The organism is Microbacterium sp. P5_E9 (assembly GCF_054049175.1).
This window is the reverse complement of record NZ_JBFUMV010000012.1, coordinates 34,576-59,536: the sequence shown is the minus strand read 5'-3', so window position 1 is coordinate 59,536 and position 24,961 is coordinate 34,576. Positions and strand designations below refer to the sequence as shown.

22 protein-coding genes are annotated in these 24,961 nt (G+C 67.6%); 6 read left to right on the top strand and 16 right to left on the bottom strand.

The annotated features are described in order from the left end of the window. Positions 1–62: 62 nt before the first annotated feature. From ACXJ3V_RS14400 to ACXJ3V_RS14380, 5 genes are all read right to left on the bottom strand, one after another. A complete protein-coding gene (locus ACXJ3V_RS14400) occupies positions 63–1,064 on the bottom strand; it encodes a Gfo/Idh/MocA family oxidoreductase (protein WP_457101011.1) in 1,002 nt (333 codons plus the stop codon). After that, positions 1,064–2,161 (bottom strand): DegT/DnrJ/EryC1/StrS family aminotransferase, encoded by a 1,098-nt coding sequence (locus tag ACXJ3V_RS14395; protein ID WP_457101010.1) that lies wholly within the window; start codon positions 2,159–2,161, stop codon positions 1,064–1,066. Before ACXJ3V_RS14395 ends, ACXJ3V_RS14400 begins: the two co-directional genes overlap by 1 nt. Then, on the bottom strand, positions 2,158–2,712 hold the full coding sequence (locus ACXJ3V_RS14390) for an acyltransferase (RefSeq protein WP_457101009.1): 555 nt from the start codon (positions 2,710–2,712) through the stop codon (positions 2,158–2,160). The genes ACXJ3V_RS14395 and ACXJ3V_RS14390 overlap by 4 nt, the downstream gene beginning before the upstream one ends. Positions 2,713–2,826: 114 nt before the next feature. Then, complete coding sequence (locus ACXJ3V_RS14385) at positions 2,827–3,699, bottom strand: glycosyltransferase family 2 protein (protein WP_457101008.1); 873 nt, start codon at positions 3,697–3,699, stop codon at positions 2,827–2,829. 48 nt (positions 3,700–3,747) lie between these two features. Beyond that, positions 3,748–4,251 carry a GtrA family protein gene (locus ACXJ3V_RS14380; RefSeq protein ID WP_457101007.1) on the bottom strand — a complete coding sequence of 168 codons (504 nt, stop codon included), beginning with the start codon at positions 4,249–4,251 and terminating at the stop codon, positions 3,748–3,750. 106 nt (positions 4,252–4,357) lie between these two features. Here ACXJ3V_RS14380 and ACXJ3V_RS14375 point away from each other — a divergent pair, with 106 nt between their 5' ends. Continuing rightward, positions 4,358–5,308 (top strand): glycosyltransferase, encoded by a 951-nt coding sequence (locus ACXJ3V_RS14375; protein WP_457101006.1) that lies wholly within the window; start codon positions 4,358–4,360, stop codon positions 5,306–5,308. A gap of 38 nt (positions 5,309–5,346) precedes the next feature. Next, positions 5,347–7,281 carry a DUF7657 domain-containing protein gene (locus ACXJ3V_RS14370; protein ID WP_457101005.1) on the top strand — a complete coding sequence of 645 codons (1,935 nt, stop codon included), beginning with the start codon at positions 5,347–5,349 and terminating at the stop codon, positions 7,279–7,281. 27 nt (positions 7,282–7,308) lie between these two features. Here ACXJ3V_RS14370 and ACXJ3V_RS14365 read toward each other — a convergent pair whose 3' ends face one another. From ACXJ3V_RS14365 to rfbA, 4 genes are all read right to left on the bottom strand, one after another. Beyond that, positions 7,309–8,535, bottom strand: a complete 1,227-nt coding sequence (locus tag ACXJ3V_RS14365; RefSeq protein WP_457101004.1) for an ABC transporter ATP-binding protein — start codon at positions 8,533–8,535, stop codon at positions 7,309–7,311. After that, on the bottom strand, positions 8,535–9,446 hold the full coding sequence (locus ACXJ3V_RS14360) for an ABC transporter permease (RefSeq protein WP_457101003.1): 912 nt from the start codon (positions 9,444–9,446) through the stop codon (positions 8,535–8,537). The genes ACXJ3V_RS14365 and ACXJ3V_RS14360 overlap by 1 nt, the downstream gene beginning before the upstream one ends. Before the next feature lie 54 nt (positions 9,447–9,500). After that, a complete protein-coding gene (locus tag ACXJ3V_RS14355) occupies positions 9,501–11,450 on the bottom strand; it encodes a rhamnan synthesis F family protein (RefSeq protein WP_457101002.1) in 1,950 nt (649 codons plus the stop codon). Between the two features lie 91 nt (positions 11,451–11,541). Next, complete coding sequence (gene rfbA / locus ACXJ3V_RS14350; protein ID WP_457101001.1) at positions 11,542–12,426, bottom strand: glucose-1-phosphate thymidylyltransferase RfbA; 885 nt, start codon at positions 12,424–12,426, stop codon at positions 11,542–11,544. Between the two features lie 70 nt (positions 12,427–12,496). Here rfbA and rfbB point away from each other — a divergent pair, with 70 nt between their 5' ends. Beyond that, the gene (rfbB, locus tag ACXJ3V_RS14345; RefSeq protein ID WP_457101000.1) at positions 12,497–13,495 is read left to right on the top strand and encodes a dTDP-glucose 4,6-dehydratase; all 999 of its coding nucleotides are present in this window, start codon (positions 12,497–12,499) and stop codon (positions 13,493–13,495) included. Next, a complete protein-coding gene (locus ACXJ3V_RS14340) occupies positions 13,495–14,901 on the top strand; it encodes a sugar nucleotide-binding protein (RefSeq protein WP_457100999.1) in 1,407 nt (468 codons plus the stop codon). The genes rfbB and ACXJ3V_RS14340 overlap by 1 nt, the downstream gene beginning before the upstream one ends. A gap of 15 nt (positions 14,902–14,916) precedes the next feature. Here ACXJ3V_RS14340 and ACXJ3V_RS14335 read toward each other — a convergent pair whose 3' ends face one another. The 7 genes from ACXJ3V_RS14335 to ACXJ3V_RS14305 form a co-directional block, all read right to left on the bottom strand. Beyond that, entirely contained in the window at positions 14,917–17,082 is a 2,166-nt protein-coding gene (locus ACXJ3V_RS14335) for a hypothetical protein (protein ID WP_457100998.1), read from the bottom strand. 67 nt (positions 17,083–17,149) lie between these two features. Further along, positions 17,150–18,271, bottom strand: coding sequence for a glycosyltransferase (locus tag ACXJ3V_RS14330; protein ID WP_457100997.1), 1,122 nt, complete (start codon positions 18,269–18,271; stop codon positions 17,150–17,152). Position 18,272: 1 nt separating this feature from the next. Then, the gene (locus ACXJ3V_RS14325; protein ID WP_457100996.1) at positions 18,273–19,712 is read right to left on the bottom strand and encodes an LCP family protein; all 1,440 of its coding nucleotides are present in this window, start codon (positions 19,710–19,712) and stop codon (positions 18,273–18,275) included. Beyond that, positions 19,709–20,176 (bottom strand): 5-(carboxyamino)imidazole ribonucleotide mutase, encoded by a 468-nt coding sequence (purE, locus tag ACXJ3V_RS14320; RefSeq protein ID WP_457101055.1) that lies wholly within the window; start codon positions 20,174–20,176, stop codon positions 19,709–19,711. Before purE ends, ACXJ3V_RS14325 begins: the two co-directional genes overlap by 4 nt. 96 nt (positions 20,177–20,272) lie before the next feature. After that, a complete protein-coding gene (locus ACXJ3V_RS14315; RefSeq protein ID WP_457100995.1) occupies positions 20,273–21,409 on the bottom strand; it encodes a 5-(carboxyamino)imidazole ribonucleotide synthase in 1,137 nt (378 codons plus the stop codon). Between the two features lie 71 nt (positions 21,410–21,480). Further along, a complete protein-coding gene (locus ACXJ3V_RS14310; RefSeq protein ID WP_457100994.1) occupies positions 21,481–22,038 on the bottom strand; it encodes a PH domain-containing protein in 558 nt (185 codons plus the stop codon). Positions 22,039–22,088: 50 nt separating this feature from the next. Beyond that, positions 22,089–22,892 (bottom strand): biotin--[acetyl-CoA-carboxylase] ligase, encoded by an 804-nt coding sequence (locus ACXJ3V_RS14305; protein WP_457100993.1) that lies wholly within the window; start codon positions 22,890–22,892, stop codon positions 22,089–22,091. Between the two features lie 120 nt (positions 22,893–23,012). Between ACXJ3V_RS14305 and ACXJ3V_RS14300 the strand changes: the two genes are divergently transcribed. Continuing rightward, positions 23,013–24,602 carry an acyl-CoA carboxylase subunit beta gene (locus tag ACXJ3V_RS14300; protein ID WP_457100992.1) on the top strand — a complete coding sequence of 530 codons (1,590 nt, stop codon included), beginning with the start codon at positions 23,013–23,015 and terminating at the stop codon, positions 24,600–24,602. Continuing rightward, positions 24,599–24,847, top strand: a complete 249-nt coding sequence (locus tag ACXJ3V_RS14295) for an acyl-CoA carboxylase subunit epsilon (protein WP_457100991.1) — start codon at positions 24,599–24,601, stop codon at positions 24,845–24,847. The genes ACXJ3V_RS14300 and ACXJ3V_RS14295 overlap by 4 nt, the downstream gene beginning before the upstream one ends. Positions 24,848–24,961 lie beyond the last annotated feature (114 nt).

The following is a 24,961-nucleotide window of genomic DNA, read 5'->3' as shown; positions in this document are numbered from 1 at the left end:
TGTGATCAGTGCCTCGAGACTCGCGCGGCCCGATGGGCCCGCCCCGTCCGTGAGGCTGAAGGTCAGGAAGTCGAGCGCGTGGAGACGAGTGCGCCGCCCGCCTCGGCTGACCGAAGCGCGGCTTCCACGACCTCAAGGGTGTGAGCGGCTTCGGCCATGGTGGAAAGCTCGGTGGGCTCGCCTCGAACCGCGTCGCGGAACGCTTCCAACTCGGCGCGCAGCGGCTCCTTCTTGGGAAACGCGAAGCGGGTGATGTCGCCCTCCGAAACGCCGCGGAAGGTGGTCACGGACTCCCATTCGAGCGACACCGTGCCGTTGGCGTAGAAGGTCAGGTCTCCGGTTGCGGTGTCGGCGATGAACGTGCCGCGTTCACCGGTCACGACCGTCACTCGCTCCTTCATCGGACTGAGCCAGTTGATCAGATGGTTCGTGATGATGCCGTCGTGGAGGCGTCCCGTGATCGAGATCATGTCTTCGTAGGCGCGGCCGCTCTTGTGCGCGGTCTGTGCCGAGACGGATGCGTAGAGGGACTGCGCCACCCAGGCGGTGAGATCGATGTCGTGGGTCGCGAGATCCTTGGCGACGCCGACATCTCCGATGCGGGCGGGAAAGCTGCTCTGCCGACGGGTGGCGATCTGATAGACGTCGCCCGCATCGCCCGCGGCGAGGCGCGAACGCAGTTGCTGCAGCGCCGGGTTGAACCGCTCGACATGACCCACAGCGCCGACGAGTCCACGCTCTCGGAAGGCAGCACCCAACCGGTACCCGGTGGGGGCATCGTCGGCGATCGGCTTCTCCACGAGCGTGTGGACGCCCGCGTCTGCCAGCGCGAACGCGGCATCCGCATGGAATCGGGTGGGAATGGCCACGACGGCCAAATCGATCCCTGCGCTGATCAGCGCTTCGACGTCCGGCAGAACGTCGAGATCCCCCGCGACCCGATGCGGATCACCCCCAGGATCGGCGATCGCCACGAGCTCGACGCCATCGAGCTCGCGCAATACTCGTGCATGGTGTCGCCCCATCATGCCCACACCGAGCAGGCCCGCCCGCAGACCGGACATCAGGCCCCTGCTCGCGACACGGCGTTCACCGCTTCGACGATGCGGTCGAGGTCGTTCTGCGACAGCGACGGATGGACTGGCAGCGAGACCACCTCGCGAGCAGCCTTCTCGGTCTCGGGCAGCTCGAGTCCCGGCGCATAGGGCTCGAGCGACGGCAGCCGATGGTTGGGGATCGGGTAGTACACGCCGCTGCCCACATTGTGCTCGTCCTTGAGCGCCTTGACGAAGCCGTCGCGGTCGTCGGCGACACGGACCGTGTACTGGTGGTAGACGTGCACTGCCCCGGCCGCCACGGGCGGAACCCCGACGCCGCGCAGATTCGCATCGAAGAATGAGGCGTTGTCACGGCGCGTCTGGGTCCATGCATCCACCTTGGTGAGCTGCACACGGCCGATCGCCGCGTGGATGTCTGTCATGCGGGCGTTGAAGCCCACGATCTCGTTCTCGTACTGGCGCTCCATGCCCTGATTGCGCAGGAGGCGCGCACGCCGCGCGACGGCCTCATCGGCGGCCGAGATCATGCCGCCCTCGCCGCTCGTCATGTTCTTCGTCGGATACAGGGAGAACATGCCGAAGCTTCCGAAGGTGCCGACCGGGCGCCCATCCAACGACGCCCCATGCGCTTGGGCAGCATCCTCGTACAGTGCGATGCCGTGCTTCTGCGCGATCGCGCCCAGTTCTCGCATGAGCGCGGGGTGGCCGTACAGATGCACGGGCATGATCCCCTTGGTGTTCGCGGTGATCGATGCCTCGACGGACGCTGGATCGAGCGTGAACGAATCGGGCTCGATGTCCGCGAACACCGGCGTCGCGCCGGTGAGAGCGACGGAATTGCCTGTGGCGGCGAAAGTGAAGGAGGGGACGATGACCTCGTCGCCCGCCCCCACGCCGCAGGCGAGAAGGCCCAGGTGCAGGCCGGCCGTTCCCGAATTGACGGCGACCGTCGGGCGCCCCGCCACGAAGTGCTCGGAGAATTCCTTCTCGAAGGCGGCCACCTCCGGACCCTGCGCCACCATGCCGCTGCGCAGCACGCGGTCGACAGCCGCACGCTCTTCGTCGCCGATGAGGGGCTTCGCGGGGGGAATGAACTCTGTCACTTCTCGGCCTTCCTGAGTGTGCCATGCGACTCGATGTACCGTTCGCCGGTGGACGGACACACCCACTCGCCGGAGTCCGATTCGCTGAGGGGCACGCCCGCGGTGCCGACCCAGCCGATTCGTCGCGCCGGAACGCCTGCCACCAGCGCGTGGGCAGGGACATCCTTGACGACCACAGCACCGGCGGCGACGGTGGCCCACTCGCCGATCTGCACCGGAGCGACACACGTTGCACGCGCGCCGATCGATGCACCGCGCCCGATCGTGACACCGACCGGCTTCCAGTCGTGAGCGCTCTTGAGCGAGCCGTCGGAATTGATCGCGCGCGGGTAGGTGTCATTCGTGAGGACGACCGCGGGCCCGATGAAGACGCCGTCGGCGAGTACGGCCGGCTCGTAGACCAAGGCGTAATTCTGGACCTTGCAGTTGTCGCCCATCACCACGCCGGTGCCGATGTACGCGCCCCGTCCGACGATGCAGTTCTCGCCCAGCCGTGCGCCCTCGCGAACTTGGGCCAGGTGCCAGATCGAGGTGCCGTCCCCGAGAACCACGTCTGCCGCGACGTCGGCGCTCGAAACAATGCGGACTGAGTGAGGGGCAGGAGACGCCGGTGACACGTCCCCAAGTCTAGTCGGGGGCCCCTCCAGCCGATGGCCACGGGGAGGTCACCACTTCAGCTCCCGCGCCGGGTAGCGCAGGCCGGCGCCCACGCCGCGCAGAGCGGCGCCGATCTTCTTGCCACGGTCGCGCTCCGCGACCAGCAGCTTCGTCCACGCCTTGACGGTGAACCAGACGTCCTCCCAGAACCAGCGGCCGATCCCGTACCTGCGGATGACGATGACCCGGTTGCGAGCCGCGTAGAAATGGCGCATCGGCGAGTAGTTGGCGAGGTAGACGGGTTGACCGAAGAGTCGCACCGGGTCGGAGTCCCCGAAGCGATGATCGAGGATCGCATCGAAGACCTTGAGATTGCGGAAGCCGCGCTTGCGTGCGCGGAGGCAGATCTCGTGGTCGACATAGTCGATGAACAGCGGCTCGTCGTGCAGTCCGACGGCCTGGATCAGCGCACGGGAGAAGAGCGACCCCGAGCTGATCAAGACATCAGTGTCCTTCGCGCCCAGGCCCGTTTCGCGCCTATAGACGATGCCGGTCGCCCGAGACCGGAGCGCCGGCGCGATGACACCCGCCGTCGGTCCCGCCATCTTGTGGGCACCGAGGAGGCGGTCGAGCATGCCGTCCGTCACGGTGCTGTCCTGGTCGAAGATCCAGGCGAAGGCGAAGCCTTCGTCCATCGCCGCGCGCATTCCGGCATTGAATCCGGCCGCCACCCCCACGTTGCCGTGCTGATCGAGGATCGAGATAGCCGAGTCATCCTGGAGCGACGCCAGCACGGCATCCGTGTCAGGTCCCGGCGAGTTGTTCACGACGAAAACCCTGTCGACCTGGTCTCGCAGTGCGCGGATGTTCGCGACGACGTCCTCGTCGGGGCGGTACGCCAAGACCACTGCGGCGACATCCCCGCGCCGACTTTCATCCATCCCGGTATCCTCCCAGACGAATCTGCGAGTCCGTCCAGGGGGCGGGCGTCAACCCTGTCGACCCGACCGTCCGACCGGTTCCGACAGATCGGATTCCCCGACTTGTGGCGCCTCGTCGGGGAAGACCCAGCGGTCATAGGTGAAGTAACGGAACAGGGTCGCCAGGGCCTGACCGACCAGCGTTCCCGAGATGTTGTCCGCGACGATCCCCTCGAACCCGAGAACGTAGCGGGAGAAAGCGAGACAGCCGAGCTGGATGCCGATCGCCGCGATGTTGAGCAGCACGAAGATCACATACCGCGAGAACCGGCGCTCGATGTGGCGTGAGGAGAACGTCCAGTAGCGATTGCCCACATAAGTGACGACGGTCGCGACGAGAATGGCGATGGTCTTGGCGACCAACGGGAGGTCGTACAACGGCCCGCGCGTCGCGGTGAAGCCGAATGCGAGCAGATTGAAGGTGAGCGCATCCACCAGGAACGCGATCCCGCCGACGACCAGGAAGGCCCCGCCTCGGCGCAGGTGGCCGGAGAGCTCGGAACTGCCGACCATCGTCCCCCTCTTCCGCGCGGGCGCCCCGCAACCGGCTCATGATACCTTGGAACCCGCCTCGGAGCCTGGTCGAGCCTGGGCGGGGCCGTTTCCGAAGGAGCCATACGTGTCCACCCAGGCACCCGCCATTGCCGCGATCGTCCCCTGCCACAACGAGGAGCTGGCGATCGCGAAAGTGATCTCGGATCTGCGTGCCGCAGTCCCTGAGATGACCATCTACGTGTACGACAACGCCAGCACCGACCGCACCGTCGACGTGGCGCGCGAAGCCGGCGCGGTGATCCGCCACGAGCACACCAAGGGCAAGGGCAACGTCGTTCGACGCGCTTTCGCCGACGTCGAGGCGGACATCTATGTGCTGATCGACGGCGACGACACGTACGCCACAGCGGACCTTCCCGCGATGATCGAGATGCTCTGGGAAGGCCCGTACGACCACGTCCTCGGAGTGCGCCGCGAGGACGAGTCGGGCGCGTACCGACCCGGACACGAACTCGGCAACAAGGGCTTCAACTGGTTCGTGAGCAGCGTGTTCAAGTCTCCCGTGAGCGACATGCTCAGCGGCTACCGCGTCTTCTCACGGCGATTCGTCAAGAGCTTCCCCGCGCTGTCCCGCGAGTTCGAGATCGAGACCGAGCTCACCATCCATGCCATGAGCCTCAGGGTCCCTCAGGTCGAAGTCCCAGTGGGATTCAAAGATCGCCCGGCCGGGAGCGAGAGCAAGCTGCGGACGTACCACGACGGGTTCCGGATCCTGTCGCTCATCCTCGGACTCATCCGCCACGAGCGGCCGATGATGTTCTACGGGATCGTCGGCGTCGTGCTCGCGGCGATCGGCGTGCTGCTCGGCATACCGGTGGTCATCGACTTCATCAACACCGGATTGGTACCTCGCCTGCCCACCGCCGTCCTCACGGTCGGCGTCGTGATCGTGGCATTCATGGCCTGGATGATCGGGCTCATCCTCGACGGCGTTCTGAAGTCCCGCCGCGAGATCAGTCGCCTGAACTACCTCACCTACCCGGCACCGCGCCTGCACGGGCTCGACGTCGCATGAGCGGCGACGCCTCGGATTCTCCCTCGTCCACGGCTGAGGTGCCTCAGTCCGACTTTCGGCGCTGGTGGGCGGTGTGGCGGCCCCGCGCCGTCTTCCTGGGACCCATCGTCGTCTATCTGATCCTGGTGCTGCTCGGGGTGACCAACTCGAACATCGGGATCGACAGTCTGCGACAGGACCCCGCGCAGCCGAATGGGCTCCAGATCGGGTCCTCGCAGGCCGTGCGGGGCGACGAGTACGGCACCGAGTCTCCGATCTGGCTCGGCGAGCTCGCCCGCAGCGGCGAGGATGCGATCACGCCGCTGAGCTCGTCCAACGACTTCTTCGCGCAGCTCCCCGACGGGGTCGTCTCGGCGATCGTCTTCCTCGACGGCACCGCTTTCCGTCTCGGCGACTGGATCCCCCATCAGATGCTGTTCGCGGCGAAGTGGTGGCTTCCGACCCTGATGCTGTTCCTCGGGCTCCCCGTCTGGTTCCGCCAGATCACCGGTCGCCTGAGGTGGGGATACCTCGCCGCCGTCCTGACGGTCGTCGCGCCGGCGAGTATGTGGTGGTCCGGACGGCCCGTCAACACGCTGGGCTTCGTCGCCGCAGGATGCGCTCTGGCGATCTACGGCGCCGCCGCGATCGGCCGGCGCGCGTGGATCAAGGCGGCAGTCGCGATCGTGGTGGCCGGGATCGTTCTCGCCCGCTTTCCCACCTACTATCAGCCCCTCGCCATCGTGATCGGCATCCCCATCGTCGTCGCGACGGCCGCTTTCCTGCTCTGGCAGCCGACCGGCTGGCGACACAAGCTGGTCAGCCTTGGCGCCATCGGGCTGTCGGGCGCCTTCTGGACGGGCCTGCTGTTCTGGGAGAGCCGAGAGGCGATCGCGGCAGGGCTGTCCACCGTCTACCCCGGCGACCGCAAGAGCACGGGCGAGACGATGGACATCGGCCTCGTATTCGGTGCCACCAACCTCGGCCCGCTGAAGCTCGTCGGCAGCACCGCCGCAGCCCCTCAATCGGAGTTCGTGACCTCGTTCACTGTGCTGCTTCTTGTGCTCGCCGTGCTGTTCGCGGCAGGCAGATGGAGAGGCGGACGCCTTCACGCCGCAGCGATCATTCCCATCATCGCCTTCGCGGCCTTCTGGCTGAGCTGGGCGACCATCAACTGGGGCACGCTCGGCGCGTCGATTCCCTTGGCGAACCGGGTGCCGAACTCGCGTGCTGCGCAGGGCGTGGGCTTCCTGGCCGTCATCGCCTTCTGCTTGTTCATGTCGCAATGGCGGCCTCGACGTCGCATCGCACCGCCGCTGATGGCGGGCGTCCTCACAGCCTTCGTGTCTGCGTATGCGGGCTCGCAGCTGCAGAGTGGTCTTCTTCCCGGTTTGACGGTCTGGATGGTGTGGGGGAGCGCATTGCTCACCGGCGCGATCGTGTTCCTCATCGTGCGGTGGCCACACAAGTGGTGGTCGTTGACGGCAATGGGCGCGGCCGCCCTCGCCATGACCCTCACGGCCGCGCCGATCCTGTTCGGCTTGGGAGACCTGCGGGCGAGCGACACCGCGCAGAAGTTCATGACCTGGGGCGAGGAGGCGCGCTCCGACGGAACTGTCTGGGCCTCGGACTCCCAATACGTGGACTCGCTCATGATGGCGACGGGCACTCCTTCGCTGAGCACACGCCAGCAGGTCGGACCCGATTTCGAGGCGTGGAAGCGTCTGGATCCGGACGCGGATGCCGCAGGCTGGTGGAACCGCGGAGGACTGCACATCACCTTCGACTGGACCGCCGATGATGAGGTCACCATCAGCCAGCCCGTGGCAGACGTTGTGATCATCCATGGTTCGCCGTGCGCCGTCGCGGAGCTGATGCCGGAACTCACACACGTCGCGTCGAGTCATCCGCTCGACGACGCCTGCCTCACGCCGTCCGACGAGTTCAAGTGGTCGGGTGAGGATTTCACCGTCTACGAGATCGCACCGCGCTGATCATCGGAGCGGCTGGCACCCTGTTGCTCAGTTCCCGCCGGTCGTCTCGACGACGGTCACTCGGGCTGCCACCGTGCCCATGGTGGTCCGGTCACCGCGCACCGTGAGCATCGCACCCTGCATGAGCCCATGACTGCTCGGCTCGCTGACGCCGGCGGCGTTGGCGTTGACGAAATACTGGCCGGGACCGAAATGCACCTCGGCGATATGCAGATCGACGGTCGTGGGCCCGGCGATCGGCGCGAGCCGAGTGCTCAGGATGTCGGTGTTCGAGGCGAGCACCATCTGTCCGAGCGGTGTGTCGACGCTGAAGCCGATCTCCCAGCGCTCGATGGGCCGCAGAGCATCGACGTGCACGCGGATGACGACGGGGTCGCCCTCATCGATCTCGGTCGTGGCTTCGCCGTCCGATCCGATGAGCTCGATGCTCTTCACCTGGATCGGGTGGATCGTCTGGCCGGATGGTTTCTCGCCCGCCAGCCGCCCGGCGAGGACGTCGCGCAGCGCTCCGATCGCGTCGTTCGGTTCGCCATCGAACACGACCTTGCCGCCGCTCAGCACGACGCCTCGGTCGCAGAGCTCCGCGACCTGCTGAGCGGAGTGGCTGACGAGGATGATCGTGCGTCCCTCTTCGCGGAACTGGGTGATCCGCTCCATGCACTTGCGCTGGAAGGCTTCGTCACCGACCGCCAGCACCTCGTCGACGAGCAGGAGATCGGGATCGGTGTGCACAGCCACCGCGAACGCGAGCCGGACGTACATCCCGGATGAGTAGAACTTCACCGCGGTGTCGATGAAGTCGCCGATGCCGCTGAACGCGACGATGTCATCGAATCGCTCGTCCACCTGCGCACGGCTGAGGCCGAGGATCGAGGCGTTGAGGTAGACGTTCTCACGTCCGCTCAGATCGGGGTGGAACCCGGCACCGAGTTCGAGGAGCGCTGCCATTCGCCCGCGACTCTGCACCGTCCCCGAAGACGGCGACACGATTCCGCCGATGAGCTTCAGCAGCGTGCTCTTGCCGGAGCCATTGGCCCCCATGAGGCCGACGGTGGTCCCGGCCTCGATCGACAGGGTCACGCCGTCGACGGCGTAGAAGTCCTGACGGTGCGCCTTTCCGAGCCGCCCGAGGTGGACGATCCGGTCCTTGAGGCTGTTGTCTTTGCGCACACGGAAGTACTTCGTCACGCCGTCGAGACGGACGATGTCGGGCCGTGGTTCGGTGGCGTCGAGCGCACCGATCGTGTCGGTCATCAGAGCTCCTGCGCGAAATTGCCTTGAAGGCGAGTGAAGATACGCTGGGCGACGGCCAGCAGGATGACGCCCACGACGCCGGCGATCAGCATGCGAAGGCCGAGGTTCGGCGGATAGTCGGCCAGCGTGCCCGCACCCCAGAATGCCCGGTGGAAGCCCAGCACACCGATTGTGATCGGGTTGGCCGCATAGACCTCCAGCACCCAAGAGGGCAGCGAGAGGCGCGCGATCGCGTCAGTGACCATCTGCCACGAGTAGACGATCGGTGAGGCCCACATCGCGAGCATCATGACGACCTCGGTGAGGTATTGAATGTCGCGAAGATACACATTGAGCGCGGCGAGGAGCAGGCCGATGGCGACACCATAGACGAGGATCAGCCCGACCGATGGGAAGAACCACAGCATCTCGGCGGGGGCGGGCAGCGCCTGCATCACGACGGCTGCGAGGATCAGGATGCCGAGCTGGACGATGAACATGAAGCCCGCGCCGCCGATACTCGCGAGCGGGAAGATCTCGCGGGGAAGATAGATCTTCTTCACGAGGCCCGCGTTCCCGATGATCGATCCCGTCGCCCCGAACACCATGTCGCTGAAGAACACGAAAAGAGTCAGACCGGAAAACAGGTAGATCGCGAAGTCATCGATCCCCTGGGCCGCCCGGAGGAACTGACCCAGCACGATGTAATACATCAGGAACTGGATGAGCGGCCTGATCACGGTCCAGAGGAACCCCAGGAAGCTGTCGCGGTAGCGCGCCTGCAGGTCGCGGCGCACAAGGAGGTTCAGCAGCTCACGACGGGCGAGGATCTCCCGCAGCTTGCCGCCGCCCTTGCTCATGCGCATTCCGTCGGAATCGACGGTGATGAACGGCTCGGCGGCGAGCCGGGCGAAACGTGGGGAGGTATCCAAAGGCTTACTCAAATCTCAAACGATCAATGCACTCTATATCGGCGGGAGCGCTGCTCAGCGTCCAGCCAGCCGGCCGACGGCGCGGCGCGCCGTGGCCCGTGGGTGCCGAAGGCGTCGCCACCATCGGCCGATCGTGCGGTCCGGCTCGAGCGCGCGCCTGATGCGGGCACCCGTCCCCGGGTGGTGGAGGCGCATGTAGATCCGCGCGAAGTCCCGAAGCCGCCCGTGCCCGACGTACCCCGCGAGTTTGAGGAACTCGATCTGCTCGTAAGTTGCACCGGGAATCGTCGCCGAGAGCTCATCGAAATTGAACTCGAACGCCGTCTGGCTGATCGCGAAGTGCTCGGTCGTCAGCACGGTGCGGGTGTGATACCCGAGCTCGGCCGCCGCGTAGGACGGGACCCGTTCCAAAACGTGCGCGAGTCCGCCATCGCGGTATGCCTCGGCTCCCCCGAAGTCCTCGTACCGCCACTCGTGCTCAACGAGCAGTCGCAGCGCCTCCGGCCGGGCGATGTACATGGAACCGTAGGGCGCGAGGGGCGAGATCTCGTCGAGCGGCACGCGGATGCCGAGCTTCGCCGCGAGCACTTCGAAGGCGGGCTTGTTCGACCACCATCCGCGTCCCATCGTGGGGTAGCCGATGTGGATCGTCGGTGGATATACGAGTCCGAGGCCAGGCTCTTTCTGGAAGAGCGCGAGCACGTTCGCGGTGTACCCCGGGCTGTCGAGGAGGTTCTCGAACTGCTGCGACTTGAAGTGCCGCCCGACGTTGAAGCCGTCCTGAGGGGTCTTCTTGGAGTGAAGTTTGACCACCAGGTCGTATTCCCCGCCGAGCAGCACATCGCGGCACGCGATGAGGAACGCGCTCTGGTCGCGCCCATCGTTGGAGGGCAGGATGCGGACCTCGACGCTCCCCCTTCGACTCGGGCGCGCCGCGATCAGCTCGCGGATCGCCTCAGCCTTCCGCGAATCCGGGGTGGTCACGACCAGGTCGTACGGCCCTGGAAGGGTGTCCGCGAGATCGAGCATCTCGTCGGTCATGTCCTCATAGAAGATGTGCGCCACGACGACTGTGCGGAAGGGCCGGGACGGGTCGTACGACACATCCACGTCGGGCAGCACCTCGAGCATCCCCGCATCCGCGTTGAGGTCTCGCGGCGGAACGTTTCGGGCGAGGTTCCGCCAGATCACATCGAGCGGATACCCATACGAGGCGGCCTTGTCGAGCACCCAGCGACCGACGACTGCTTTGTGATCCATGTAGGGCGGCCACTGGAAGAAGACCCGGCGTTTCAAGACAGGGCAGCCGTCGTCGAGCAGACGCTCGGCGTTGAGCAGCGACGGGTTGCTCGTGTCGTAATCACGGCAGCCGAACGCGACGTCGTGGGTGTAGCCGGCGTCGGCGAACGTCTCGGTGAACACCGTCTCGTGCTTGAGCACCGCGTCGAAATACCCCGGCATCGCCGGAAGATCCCGCCAATACGACGCCCACACGTCCGACAGGAACATCTCCCGCCGCACCGCAATCCAGAACGACTGCAGGTGATACGCCAGCACACCCTTATGCGTGAACGGATTCGGCTCTTCCCGCGCATGATCGGTCATGCCCCAGAAATGGACCGGCCGCTCCCCCATCCGCTCGAACACCGGACCATACGGACGCACCGGACCGAACCACGTGTCATTCGTCAGAACGACCTCATCGAACTCCGCCAGCCCCGCACCCACATGATCCAGCGCATCCTTATGCGCCCAGATATCGAACCCGACATTGTCCCGCACCAGGATCTCGTCGCACACCGGCTCCAGCTTCGCCCGGCCCGCATCCGACAACGACCCGTTCACCACCACCAGAATCCGCGACGCATCACCACGCAGCCCCGCCAACGCCACCGGAATGAAATCATCCACCCCGCCACGCCGGTCGAACACCACATAGATCACCAGCCGGCGACCACCCACCGGAAACACACCCGCAGGCACCACAGCACCGGGACTCGCCATCGACGCACCTCTCACCTCAGCCGCCTCGCTGCGGGATCGAACGCTCCCGGGTGCAGAGGCAGAGTCTGCGGTACGGACACGACGGTCGAGCCTAGCCCGCACGCCCGCCGTGACCCTGGGCGAGTGCCTTGAGGAGGTAGGCGCCGTACCCGCTCTTGACGAGAGGTTCGGCGAGCGCCCGCAGCTCGTCGTCCGTCAGGAACCCCATCCGCCATGCCACTTCTTCGGGGCACCCGATGGAAAGACCCTGCCGCTTCTCAACGGTGCGGATGAAGTCGGTCGCCTCGCTCAGCGAGTCGAAGGTACCGGTGTCGAGCCACGCCGTTCCCCGGGGAAGCAGCTCGACCTTCAGGTTTCCTCGCTCGAGGTAGACCTTGTTGATGTCCGTGATCTCCAGCTCCCCGCGCGGCGAGGGCTCGAGTTCCTTCGCGATCTCGACGACATCGTTGTCGTAGAAGTAGAGACCGGGCACCGCGTAGTTGCTCTTCGGCTCGGCGGGCTTCTCTTCGAGCGACACGACGCTGCCGTCGGCATCGAACTCCACCACGCCATACGCCGCGGGGTCGTTCACCCAGTAGCCGAAGACCACGCCCCCCGAGAGGTTCGTGTACTGCCTCAGCCGCGTCCCCATCCCCTGTCCATAGAAGATGTTGTCGCCGAGGACGAGAGCCGCGGAGTCCGACCCGATGTGCTCCTCACCGAGGATGAAGGCCTGCGCCAGGCCATCCGGTGACGGCTGGGTCTTGTACGTCAGCGAGACGCCGAAGCGCGACCCGTCGCCGAGCAGCCTCTGGAACTGGTCCGAGTCCTGCGGGGTGGTGATGATCAGGATGTCGCGGATGCCGGCAAGGATGAGCGTCGAGAGCGGGTAGTAGATCATCGGCTTGTCGTACACCGGGACGAGCTGCTTCGAGATGCCGAGGGTGATCGGGTGCAGCCGGGAGCCGGTCCCGCCTGCCAGGATGATGCCGCGCATGCCTCTAGTCTCCGGTATGCGGCCGGATGCGACAAACGGGCCGCAGGTCGGCGGCCGGTATCCTGGAAGGATGCGCAGACTCCTCGTGACCGGGGGTGCCGGCTTCATCGGCTCCAACTTCGTCCATCACGTCATCGACCACACCGACGACCATGTGACCGTCCTCGACAAGCTGACGTACGCCGGCAATCGTGCCTCGCTGGACGGTCTGCCTGAGGACCGTTTCGAGTTCGTCAAGGGGGACATCGGCGACGCGGCCCTCGTCGACGACCTCTTCGCGCAGGCCGACGCCGTGGTGCACTACGCGGCGGAGTCGCACAACGACAACTCGCTCAACGACCCGCGGCCCTTCCTCGACACGAACATCGTCGGCACCTACACACTGCTGGAGGCCGCGCGAAAGCACGGCACGCGCTTCCACCACATCTCCACCGACGAGGTGTACGGCGACCTCGAGCTCGACGATCCCGCGCGGTTCACGGAGAACACGCCGTACAACCCCTCTTCGCCTTACTCCTCGACGAAGGCGGGGTCGGACCTGCTCGTGCGCGCCTGGGTGCGCTCGTTCGGCGTGCAGGCGACCATCTCGAACTGCTCCAACAACTACGGGCCCTACCAGCACGTCGAGAAGTTCATCCCGCGGCAGATCACCAACGTGATCCGCGGCATCCGTCCGAAGCTCTACGGGGCCGGCGAGAACGTGCGCGACTGGATTCACGCCGACGACCACTCCTCGGCAGTTCTGACGATCCTCGACAGCGGCCGGATCGGCGAGACCTATCTCATCGGCGCCGACGGTGAGAAGAGCAACAAGGACGTCGTGGAGCTGATCCTCGAGACGATGGGGCAGCCGAAAGACGCCTACGATCACGTCACCGACCGTGCCGGGCACGACCTCCGCTATGCGATCGACTCGTCGAGGCTGCGCCGCGAGCTCGGCTGGGCACCGCGGTTCCAGGACTTCGAGGCCGGCATCGCAGCGACGATCGACTGGTACCGCGCCAACGAGGACTGGTGGGCCCCCGCGAAGGACGCCACAGAGGCGTTCTACGCATCGAAGGGTCAGTGATGATCGAGTTCGGCAAGGCGCTCGGCAGCACAGAGACGCCGATCCCCGGACTGGTCGTGTGGGACCTCCCGGTGCACGGCGACAGCCGCGGCTGGTTCAAGGAGAATTGGCAGCGCGCGAAGATGACGGCGGCTGGGCTGCCCGACTTCGCCCCCGTGCAGAACAACATCTCGTTCAACGATGCCGTCGGAACGACCCGGGGTATCCACGCGGAGCCGTGGGACAAGTTCGTCTCCGTCGCTGCCGGGCGCATCTTCGGCGCCTGGGTCGATCTGCGCGAAGGCCCGACGTTCGGCGCCGTTTACACCACCGAACTCGATCCGTCCCGCGCGATCTTCGTGCCGCGGGGCGTCGGAAATGCCTATCAGACGCTCGAACCCGACACCGCGTACGTGTACCTCGTCAACGACCACTGGTCGCCAGAGGCCGCCTACACGTTCCTCAACCTCGCGGACGAGGCATCCGCCGTCGAGTGGCCGATTCCGCTCGACACAGTGGAGATCTCACCCAAGGACCTCGCCCATCCGCGGCTGGAGGACGTCATTCCAGTGGCGCCCCGAAAGACGCTCGTCATCGGATCGAACGGACAGCTCGGCCAGGCCCTGCGTGCCGAATTCGGCGATGCGCCGCACCTGGAGTATGCGACCCGCGCCGACCTCGACCTCGCATCCCCTGACCTGCCGACGGCACGTCGATGGCGCGACTACGGCACGATCGTCAACGCCGCCGCCTACACCGCCGTCGACCTTGCCGAGACTCCCGAGGGGCGGCGGGATGCCTGGCTCGCCAACGTGACGGGCGTCGCGACCCTTTCCGGGATCGCCGCGCAGAACGGCATCACCCTCGTGCACGTCTCGAGCGACTATGTCTTCGACGGGTCACTCGACCGCCCGTACCGCGAGGGCGACGCCTTCGCTCCACTGGGCGTCTACGGACAGACGAAGGCAGCCGGTGATGCCGTCATCGCGACGGTCCCCCGCCACTACGTCGTTCGCACGTCCTGGGTCATCGGCGAGGGGAAGAACTTCGTTCGCACGATGGCGTCGCTGGCCGAACGTGGCATCGACCCCAGCGTCGTCGATGACCAGGTCGGCCGCCTCACCTTCACCGAGGACATCGCGCGTGGCATCCGGCATCTGCTGGACAGTGGCGCGGAGTACGGCACGTACAACCTCACGGGTGCGGGCGATCCCACGACCTGGGCGGACATCGCTCGGCGTGTCTACGAGCTGACCGGGCATGATCCGGCGCGCGTCACGGGCGTCCCGACGGACGAGTACTTCGCGTCCGCCGCAGGCCCGGTCGCCGCGAGACCACGCAACAGCGTGCTAGACCTGTCGAAGATCGAGCGGGCCGGCTTCGCCCCGCGTGACCCTCAAGAAGTGCTGATCGGCTACCTGGCGTAGGAGGAACGGGCCTCGTCAGGGGACCGTCACGTCTCGACAGCCCAGCCAGGTGTTGCCGCCTGCACCGGTGTTGATCGGATAGACGCACACGCGGTGCGCGCCTGACGACATCGGGATGAACTCCACGAATCCGTGCTTGTCGCCATAGCCGCTGTAGACGGCTGCGACATCGGCTCGGCTCTTGTCCGCGGTGTAGGCACCGCCCGTCGAATCGACGTAGATGTGCACGCTGATGGATGCCGTGGTGTCCTGGTCGATGGCCCACCCCGAGACCGTTGCGCCACCGGCCGCGGCCGTCGCCGCTTCGAAATTGCCGATCGGAGCGCGACCCAGGTCCGGCATTCCACCGACGTCGACCGTCCGGCATCCGAGGAAGGTGTGCCCACCCGCACCGGTATTGATCGCGTAGGCGCACACACTGCTGCGTCCGGCAGGCAGTGTCAGCTGCTCCGCGAACCCATGGTTCGCGCCGTAGCCGGCGTACACGGCTCCGACGTCGTTGCGTGGCTTGTCCGCCGTATAGGCCTTGCCGACGCTCCCGACGTAGATGTGCACGGGAATCGACGAGGTGGTGTCGGGATCCAATGCCCACCCGGACGCGTTGGCCACGTTGCCGTCGACCGTCAGGCCCTCGAAGTTTCCGACCGGAGCACGACCGAGGTCGACCGACCCCGGCACGATCACGGTTCGGCAGGCGAGCGCAACGTTGCCCCCGGGCCCGCTATTGATGCCGTAGGCGCACACCGAGTGGGACCCGGGTGAAGCGGGGACGGTCGTGGCGAAGCCGTGCGCCTCGCCGTAGGCCGGGTACCGCGCGGCGATATCCGGCCGGGCGCCATCCGCCGCGAGGCCGACACCCGTGGAGTCGACATAGACGTGGACCGCTGCGGGCGACACGGTGTCGGGATCAATGGCCCACCCGGTGACCTGCACGCCGCCGTCGACGCCGACGGCGGTCTCCAGTTCGCCAGTCGGCGAACCGCTCATCGCCGTGACGGAACGGCAGCCGAGCAGGACGTTGCCTCCGAATCCGACATTGATGGCATAGATGCAGACGGAGACCGAACCCGAACCGCTCGCGGGGAAGCTGGCCGAGAACCCGTGCTTCGTCCCCAGCCCGGGGTACGCGGCGGCGACGTCGGCACGGTCGATGTCGCCCGCGATCGCATAACCCGCAGAGCCGACGTAGACGTGCACCGCGAGCGGGTCGGACGTGTTCGGATCCGCGACCCAGCCGCTGACGGCGAACTGCCCCGGACGGGCCTCAACGAGTTCGATGTTTCCGAAGGGGCTCTGGGAAGTGCCGAACCAGTCCGTGAAGTAGTTGTAGAAGTTGCGATTGCCATACGCCGAGCAGCCGTCTCCCTCGCCGGTCCCCGCGCGCAGCGCGGCGGCGTTCGGCTGGTACGGCGTGTAGTAGTAGAGGTTCGCCGTGGCCTGGTTCTGGATGAGGACGGGCGAGGACCCGCAGTCGACGTTCGGGTGGTAGCGGACGTTCCAGGTCTTTCCCGGTGCGAACCACGTGAAGTACTGGCTTGTCCCCGGCGGGTTTCCGTAACGCTTCAGCTGCCACGCAGCACCGTAGACCTGGTTGAAGAAGCCGTAGTAGCGCGTGTCGCATGCTGCCGTGTCAGGGCAGCCCTGCCCCATGGCGATCGTGTAGCGCCAGTCGCTCGGCCAGGTGTGGGTGACCAGTCCCTGCTCCTTCTGGAGCATCACGACGAGCACCTGCGGATTGATCCCGCAGGCCTGGGCGACCTTGAAGATGATTGTCGACGCGCGCTCGCGCACACCGCCGGAGTACGCCCCGCACATCGCATCCGCCGTCGTCGTGCGCGACGTGTCGTACCAATCCTTGAGGCAGGTGTACCCCGACTGACAGGTCGGCACCTTGGACTGGAGGAACGCCTGGATCTGATCGGACGACATCGTGTTCTGGTTGTAGAACACTGCGTCGCTGATGATGTTGCCGGCTTGGAATTGCGAGAGGTCTGCGGCCTTGACGACGGAATCAGCCGCCTGGCCCGTTTGCACGGACTCCACGGCAGCCGCCGAGCGGTCCCGAACCACCGCCTGCGCCGTCCCGCCCGCTAGCAGTCCGAGCGTGACGATGACCGTTGTCAGCCAGGCCAAGGGCGCCGCGACGCGCGCGTGCGGACGCCGGGCTCGCATCGTCGCCATGTCACCAGTGTCGTCGAATCCACGGATGATCTCGATGTGATCTCCGGCGACACGCCGGGCCGAGCCCTCAAAGGTCCGCGTGCAGTCCCCACACCCGGTCGGCGGCTGCACGCCACGAGAATGCCCGCCCGCGATCGCCCGCGAGCACCGCGAGGCGATCCGCGGCTGAGGTCGAGCCGAGCGCCTGCACCAGCGCATCGCCGAGGGCCGCGGCATCCGCTTCGATGAGCAGACCGCCCTCGAAGATGACCTCCGCGTGCACCGCGGACTGCGCGGCGATCACGGGGACGCCGGCGGAGAGCGCCTCGACGACCCGCCAGGGGAAGGCCGAGCGCACGGACGGCGCGAGCAGCGCCACGGCTGCGCCGAGCACCGCCCCCCGATCAGGGCCGTCCAGCGCACCGCGCACGTGCAGACTGCGCTGCGGGATGCCGGCGGCCGAGGCGAGGTCGGCGATCGCGGGTTCTTCGCCCTCCTGCGCGTCGATCACGACGACCGGCACCTCGAGTCCGGACCGAGCGATCGCGGCGAAGCCGAGCGCCAGACCGTCGGATTCAGCGGTGCCGCCGGAGAGCAGCACGAACCCTTCCGGGACGTCGAGCACCCGGCGGCGCCCCACCTCATCGGACGGCACGGCGAATCCGGTTGGCGCGGCGCCTGCGATGACCCGCACCCGGTCGCCCAGCTTGGCGAAATCCGCGAGACGTTCGGCCATCGAGTGCGTGGGCGCGACGACGGCGTCGGCGAACTTCGCGGCGCGCTTGAGCATGGCGCGGTGCCAGCCGACGACCGAGCGCGGCAGTTCGGCGGGCGCCTCCCATGGACGCAGGTCCCAGACGGTGACGACGGTCTGATCGTGGTCGTGGACGCGGTCATGCTTGATCAGCGGGGCGAACAGCGACGGCGAGTGGATCATGCCGCCGCCGATTCCGGTGGCGACACCGAGCTGAAGGGCCGCCGACAGCTCGCGCCTCGGCAGAGCGACCTTGTGCAGGCGCGCGATTCCGGAAAGCTGCGCGGCCACCTCGTCGACACGACCCGACGAGACGCCCGGGATGACGCCCTCGACCTCGCAGCCCTGCGGCGCACTGAGGATGAGGGCGCGGGTGAGCTCGCGCGAGACCATCTCGAGATCGGCGTCGGCGGGCGCGGCCAGCTGGTCGAGCACGACGCGCAGTGTCGCGACCACGTCAGCCCTCCGGCGTGGGGGTGGGTGGGTGCAGCGCCTGCTGCACGAGCTGATGGACGTACGCGAAGTCGGGGTCCTGGTCGTCGACGCCGCCTTCGGGTGTCAGCTCGATCGTGGTGACCGGCTGCTCCTTCGCCTTCAGCGCGAGCTCCGCGAAGTACGGGAGCATCGACTGCGGCAGATCGGTCCGGACGAGGTCGGCGCCCGCCGCAGCGACCTGGTTGAAGTGGGTGAGGACGTTCGTCGGGGTGAACTGCTTCAGGATCGCCTCCTGAAGCTGGCGCTGCCGCTTCATGCGGTCCCAGTCGCTCGTGGTGTACCGCGAGCGCGCGAACCACTGGGCGGTGTCGCCGTCCATGTGCTGCGCCCCGGCCTCGATCCAGCCGCTCGCCCACTCCTCGGCCGGCTGGCCCTCGTACGCGGGACCGCCGCCTTCCGGAAGCCGCTGCTCGACCGTGACATCGACACCGCCGAGTGCGTCGACGAGATCGGCGAAGCCCTTCATATCGAGGAACACGTAGTACGGGATCTGGATGCCGAGCACGCCCTCTGCGGCGTCCTTGGTCGCCTCGACACCAGGTGTCGAGCCGTGGGCTTCGGCATCCGGATAGAACTCGGATCCGTCGCGGCAGACCTCCAGCTCGGTGTTGAGCTGGTTGATCGCGCTCGTCCAACCGCAGGTCGCGCTGGCCGTGCCGGTGTGGCCGTCGGGGTAGAGGGCCAGCATCGGGCTGTCCGCGGAGAACGGCACGTGCGGCATGTCGCGCGGGATGCCGGTGATCGTGACGGAGCCGGTCTCGGCGTTGACCGAGACCACCGAGATGCTGTCGAACCGCATCGAATCACGGCCGGCGCCGCTGTCGGCTCCCAGCAGCAGGATGTTGTAGTAGCCGTCGGAAGGCTCGACCGCCGGACCGCTCGCGCCGAAGATCGAACCCAGCGTTTCCCGCGTGGTGCCGGCCAGCTGCGCCGCGTACGCCGCGCCTCCGCTCGCCACCACGAGGAGCGCCACCGCAAGCCCCGCGATGCCGACTCGAGCGCCAGGTCCGGTGCGCACGAGCCGGACGAGCCGGAGCGTGTCGACGGTGAGGACGATCCAGAGCACGGCGTAGGCGATCAAGACGCCTTGGGCCACCAGCAGGAAGAACCAGTTGGTCGCGAGCGTCACGAGCGCCGGTCTCCACAGGACCGCGGTCAGGATGCCGAGGACGATGACCAGCCACATCGCGAGCGTGGCACCCAGGCCGAACCGGCCGAGCCTGCGGTTGCCCGCAAGCACCTGCGCGGAGCCCGGGAGCAGGAAGTTGAGGCCGACCAGCCACCATCCGCGTGCGGTCATCACCGCTCGCGAGGTCTTGTCGGGATAGCGCAGCGGCTGCTCCTCGACGAGGCCGCGCGGTGCGGACGCCGGCGTCGCCCGAGGCGGGCTCAGGACGCTCACAGCGATTCCTTCAGGCGTTGGTTCTTCGCCTCCACCTGCTGCTCGAGCTCTCGAGCGTAGGCCTCGACGAGATCGCCGATCGCGGCATCCGTCGTCCCGAGAATCCGCGCGGCGAGCAGGCCTGCGTTCTTCGCACCGTTGATCGACACGGTCGCCACCGGGATGCCCGCGGGCATCTGCACGATGCTCAGCAGGGAGTCGAGGCCCTCGAGCGTCGCCAGCTGCACCGGAACCCCGATGATCGGCAGCGCGGTGACCGAGGCGAGCATGCCGGGCAGGTGGGCGGCGCCGCCGGCTCCGGCGATGATCACCTGGAGGCCGCGACCCCGCGCTTCGCGGCCGTAGCGGATCAGTTTGTCGGGCGTGCGGTGGGCCGAGACGACCTCGACCTCATGCGCGATGCCGAAGTCGGTGAGGACCTGCGACGCGTCGCYCATCACGCGCCAGTCCGAGTCGGAGCCCATGACGACGCCGACCAGGGGCGCGTCTGAAGAATGCAGCGGCCGGGTCACCCGTCAAGGCTAGGGGTCGTGCCTGGAAGAACCCCGCAACGGCGCGGGTCAGTCCAGGAAGAAGGATGCCGCGGCCCGGGCCTGGTAGGTCACGTCGTCGAGGTCGCTGCCCACACTGTTGACGTGCCCGACCTTGCGCCCGGGTCGGGGCGCCTTGCCGTACGTGTGCACCTTCGCGGAAGGGTGCGCGGCCATCGCCGCGGTGAAGCGCTGGTCGAGCGATCCTTCCGCCGGTCCGCCGAGGATGTTGACCATGACCGACCACGCCGCGAGCGGCGCGGGGTCGCCGAGGGGCAGATCGAGCACGGCCCGGACGTGCTGCTCGAATTGGCTGGTGACGGCGCCGTCCTGGCTCCAGTGCCCGCTGTTGTGCGGGCGCATCGCGAGCTCATTGACCAGGAGCCGCTCGTCGGTGGTCTCGAAGAGCTCGACGGCCAGCATCCCGGTGACGCCCAGACCCTCCGCGATCGCCGTGCCGATCTCGGCGGCGACCCGCACGAGCCGCTCACTCGAGTGCGGCGCGGGCGCGATGACCTCGGCGCAGACGCCGTCGCGCTGGACGGTCTCGACGACCGGGTAGACCCGCATCTCGCCGGAGGGGCGGCGCGCGACCTGCTGGGCGAGCTCGCGGGAGAAGTCCACGAGCTCCTCGACGAGCAGCGCTCCGCCGCGAGCGTCCTCGGCGAGCGCGGCGAACCAGTCGTCGGCCTCTGTCGCGGCAGAGACCACGCGCACGCCCTTGCCGTCGTAGCCGCCGCGCGGCGTCTTCACGACAGCGCGCCCGCCGTGGGCATCGAGGAAGAGCTGCAGCTCATCCGCCGAGGACACGGCCGCCCAGTCGGGCTGCGGCATCCCGAGCTCCTGCAGGCGCGCGCGCATGACGAGCTTGTCCTGCGCGAAGCGCAGCGCGTCCGGGCCAGGGTGCACCGCGATACCGGCGTCGACGAGGGCTGTGAGCACCGCCTGCGGCACGTGCTCGTGGTCGAAGGTGACGACGTCCACCTCGCGGGCGAACGCCAGCACCGTGGCGAGGTCGCGGTAGTCGCCGACGGCGGATGCGGCGAGGGATGCCGACATCCCCGGCTCCTCGGCGAGCACCTGCACCTCGACGCCGAGCTCCACCGCCGGAGCGATCATCATCCGGGCCAGCTGCCCTCCGCCGACCACTCCGACACGCAGCGCCATGGCGCTCCTTCCCTCGCCTCCATCATCCCATCGCGCCGACGCGCCCCACCCCGCCGCCGGGAAGGGCTGGGTCAAGGCTCGGTGGAAGGCGGGGGCAGAAGGGGCTGGGCGTCGCGGTGGGCGAGGATCTGATTCACCTCGACCTGATCGACGAGGCACTCGTGGACGAGATCCACGCTGGGGATGTTCGCCAGTCGCATGGGTTCGTCGACCCCGTTGGAGAGGGTCAGCGTCCCGGTGCGCCACATCCGCTGCACCGGACCGCGCTTGATCTCGATCGAGTAGCCGCGCACATGGGTGAGCTCGCGCCGCCGCGCGGAGAGGATCCCGGAGCGCTCGATGACGCGGCGGGTCGTGATCGTGTACGTGCGAGACCACCACGACAGGAACGGCAGCAGCACCAGCAGGAAGACCACGAGCGCCGCCGCCGCGAACAGCATCCAGTTCTCCAGCGGCTCCGGCAGGTTCCCGTAGAAGTACCCGGCGGCGCCGGCGACCACCACGAGGACCGCGGCCGACCAGCCGAGACGTCGAGCGTGGCTGCGGAAGCGGGCGACGCTCAGCTCGGGCGTGGGCACGCCGGGGGCCGGAGTCAGGGGGCGTCCCCCGAACGTCGTCGGCTGGGTCACATCACCATTGTGGTGCGCTGACGAACCTGGCGGGCCCGCCACGCGCGAGGTCAGCGCACGTGAACGACATCGCCAGCCGAGACGAAGGTCACCTTCTCACCGGATCGCACCACCAGGCGTCCATCCGGATCGATCCGCTCGGCGCGCCCGGCGAGCCGCGTTCCGTCCGGGAGCGACACCGTCACATCGCTTCCGATGGTGGTGCACAGCTCCTCGACGGTCTTCAGCAGACCTGCCGCTGCGGCGTCCCCGTCCGCTTCGGCGAGCGCCGCCAGCAGCTCGTCGAGCGCGGTGAGGTAACCGGCGAGCAGCCGGTCCTCGTCGCATTCGAGACCGACGGCCGGGAACGAGACCGCCGTCTCGACCGGCAGGTCCGCGGCCGTCATCCGCGTGTTGACCCCGGCGCCGATGACGACGGTGTCGGGTCGTCCTGGTACGACCTCGGCGAGGATCCCGCATACCTTGCCTGCGTCCAGCAGCACGTCGTTCGGCCACTTCAGCCCGGCCGAGTGTCCGGTGGCCAGCACCTGCTCCCCCACGGCCCGCGTCATGGCGGCGCCCGCGAGCAGGGGGACCCACCCGCGCGCTGCCGCCGGAACTCCGCCGACCTCCACCAGCACCGACACCGCGAGCGCGGTCCCGGGCGGCGCCGTCCAGGTCCGGTCCAGCCGCCCTCGGCCGGCTCGCTGGTCGTGGGTCAGCAGTGCGGAGAGGTGCGGCCAGGCCGCGGCATCCGCGGTGGCCGCGGCGACGAGGTCGGCGTTCGTGGAGCCGGTCGTGGACACGATCTGCAGGCGCGGGGCGATGGCGGCGGCGAGCGGATAGCCCTCGTCCGGGGCGCCAGGAGTGGACATGGCCACACGCTACCGTCGCACCGGGCGTGGCACACGGCGCCCGCAGTCGACAGCGGATGCCGCGAGCCCTTGTGGGAACCCTCCAAGCGCCACCGAACCCCCGCCGATAAGGTTGAACGCGTGACCGATCAGCCCGACCTCTTCACGACCGCCGGCAAGATCGCCGACCTGCGTGCGCGCTACCAGGAAGCCGTCGTCGACGCCGAGGCCGCCGCGCGGCAGAAGCAGGGCGCGAAAGGCAAGCTCACCGCTCGCCAGCGCGTCGAGCTGCTGGTCGACACCGGGTCGTTCACCGAGATCGACGAATATGTCCGCCACCGCACTACCGCGTTCGGCATGGACAAGTCCCGCCCCTACGGCGACTCCGTCGTCACCGGAGTCGGCACGATCCACGGCCGAACGGTTGCCGTGTACGCGCAGGACTTCTCGACCTTCGGCGGATCGCTCGGCGAGGTGGCCGGCGAGAAGATCATCAAGATCATGGAGCATGCGCTCCGCAACGGAATGCCGTGCGTCGGCATGCTCGACTCCGGCGGCGCGCGCATCCAGGAGGGCGTGGTCGCACTCGGCAAGTACGGCGAGATCTTCCGCCTGAACACCGCGGCATCCGGGGTCATCCCGCAGATCTCGATCATCATGGGACCGGCGGCCGGCGGCGCGGTCTACTCCCCCGCGCTCACCGACTTCGTGGTGATGGTCGACAAGACCAGCCAGATGTTCGTCACCGGGCCCGACGTGATCAAGACCGTCACCGGCGAAGACGTCGGCATGGAGGAGCTCGGCGGCGCCTACACGCACAACACCCGCTCCGGCGTCGCGCACTACCTGGCCGACGACGAGGACGATGCGATCGACTACGTCCGCACGATGCTCGGCTTCCTTCCCGACAACAACATGGCAGAGCTCCCGGTCTACGAGACCGAGTTCGAGTGGGAGACGACGGATGCCGATCGCACGCTGAACACGATCATCCCGGATTCCGCGAATCAGCCATACGACATCCACACCGTGATCGGGCACATCGTCGACTCCGCCGAGTTCCTCGAGGTGCAGCCGCTGTTCGCGCCCAACATCGTGATCGGGTTCGGCCGCGTCGAGGGCCGCACCGTGGGCATCATCGCCAACCAGCCGTCGCAGATGGCGGGCACGCTGAACATCGAAGCCGGCGAGAAGGCCAGCCGGTTCGTCCGGTTCTGCGACGCGTTCTCCATCCCGATCGTGACCCTCGTCGACGTGCCCGGGTACCTGCCCGGCACCGACCAGGAGTGGACCGGGGTCATCCGCCGCGGCGCGAAGCTCCTCTACGCGTACGCGGAGGCGACCGTCCCGCTCGTGACGGTGATCCTGCGCAAGGCCTACGGCGGCGCCTACATCGTCATGGGCTCCAAGCAGCTCGGCGCCGACATCAACCTCGCGTGGCCGACGGCCGAGATCGCCGTGATGGGCGGGCAGGGCGCGGTGAACATCCTCTACCGCGGCGAGCTCAAGCGTGCCGAAGAAGCCGGCGAAGACGTCGCAGCCGTGCGCACCCGCCTCGCGAACGAGTACACCTACAACGTCGCTTCGCCCTTCCTCGCTGCCGAGCGCGGCGAGCTCGACGGCATCATCGAGCCGGCGCAGACCCGGGTGTCGATCGCTAAGGCGCTCCGGGCTCTCCGCGGCAAGCGCGCCAGCATGCCGCCGAAGAAGCACGGGAACATCCCCCTGTGAACACGCCGGCGGACCCCATCGACGGTGCGACCGAGGCGGAGCACGTCCGGATCGATGTGCTCCGAGGTGCCCCCGCCGAGCACGAGCTCGCGGCGCTCATCGCGGTGATGACCGAGGCGTACGACACCGAAGCCGCATCCGCCGTCGCCGAGGATGCGCCGGGCCGTTCGGCGTGGGCCGTGTCGCAGCGCGGGCTGCGCACCCCGTTCGACCGCGAAGTCGGCTGGAGCCGCTTCGGCGTCTGACCGTTCGCACGGTGCCGGAATAAGTTCGCCACGGGCCCAAATCGGCCCTCGTGTCCCCCGAAATACCTACAGACGCGCGCGCGCCCTGCTTGGATACTAGGACTGCTGGAACGC

What these genes read in the sequence shown, in the direction of transcription:
- ACXJ3V_RS14385 (WP_457101008.1), bottom strand. Translation starts at nt 3,699, where the DNA reads ATGGATGAAAGTCGGCGCGGGGATGTCGCCGCAGTGGTCTTGGCGTAC.
- ACXJ3V_RS14365 (WP_457101004.1), bottom strand. Translation starts at nt 8,535, where the DNA reads ATGACCGACACGATCGGTGCGCTCGACGCCACCGAACCACGGCCCGAC.
- ACXJ3V_RS14380 (WP_457101007.1), bottom strand. Translation starts at nt 4,251, where the DNA reads ATGGTCGGCAGTTCCGAGCTCTCCGGCCACCTGCGCCGAGGCGGGGCC.
- rfbB (WP_457101000.1), top strand. Translation starts at nt 12,497, where the DNA reads ATGCGCAGACTCCTCGTGACCGGGGGTGCCGGCTTCATCGGCTCCAAC.
- ACXJ3V_RS14315 (WP_457100995.1), bottom strand. Translation starts at nt 21,409, where the DNA reads ATGGCGCTGCGTGTCGGAGTGGTCGGCGGAGGGCAGCTGGCCCGGATG.
- ACXJ3V_RS14340 (WP_457100999.1), top strand. Translation starts at nt 13,495, where the DNA reads ATGATCGAGTTCGGCAAGGCGCTCGGCAGCACAGAGACGCCGATCCCC.
- ACXJ3V_RS14335 (WP_457100998.1), bottom strand. Translation starts at nt 17,082, where the DNA reads ATGGCGACGATGCGAGCCCGGCGTCCGCACGCGCGCGTCGCGGCGCCC.
- ACXJ3V_RS14355 (WP_457101002.1), bottom strand. Translation starts at nt 11,450, where the DNA reads ATGGCGAGTCCCGGTGCTGTGGTGCCTGCGGGTGTGTTTCCGGTGGGT.
- rfbA (WP_457101001.1), bottom strand. Translation starts at nt 12,426, where the DNA reads ATGCGCGGCATCATCCTGGCAGGCGGGACCGGCTCCCGGCTGCACCCG.
- ACXJ3V_RS14400 (WP_457101011.1), bottom strand. Translation starts at nt 1,064, where the DNA reads ATGTCCGGTCTGCGGGCGGGCCTGCTCGGTGTGGGCATGATGGGGCGA.
- ACXJ3V_RS14305 (WP_457100993.1), bottom strand. Translation starts at nt 22,892, where the DNA reads ATGTCCACTCCTGGCGCCCCGGACGAGGGCTATCCGCTCGCCGCCGCC.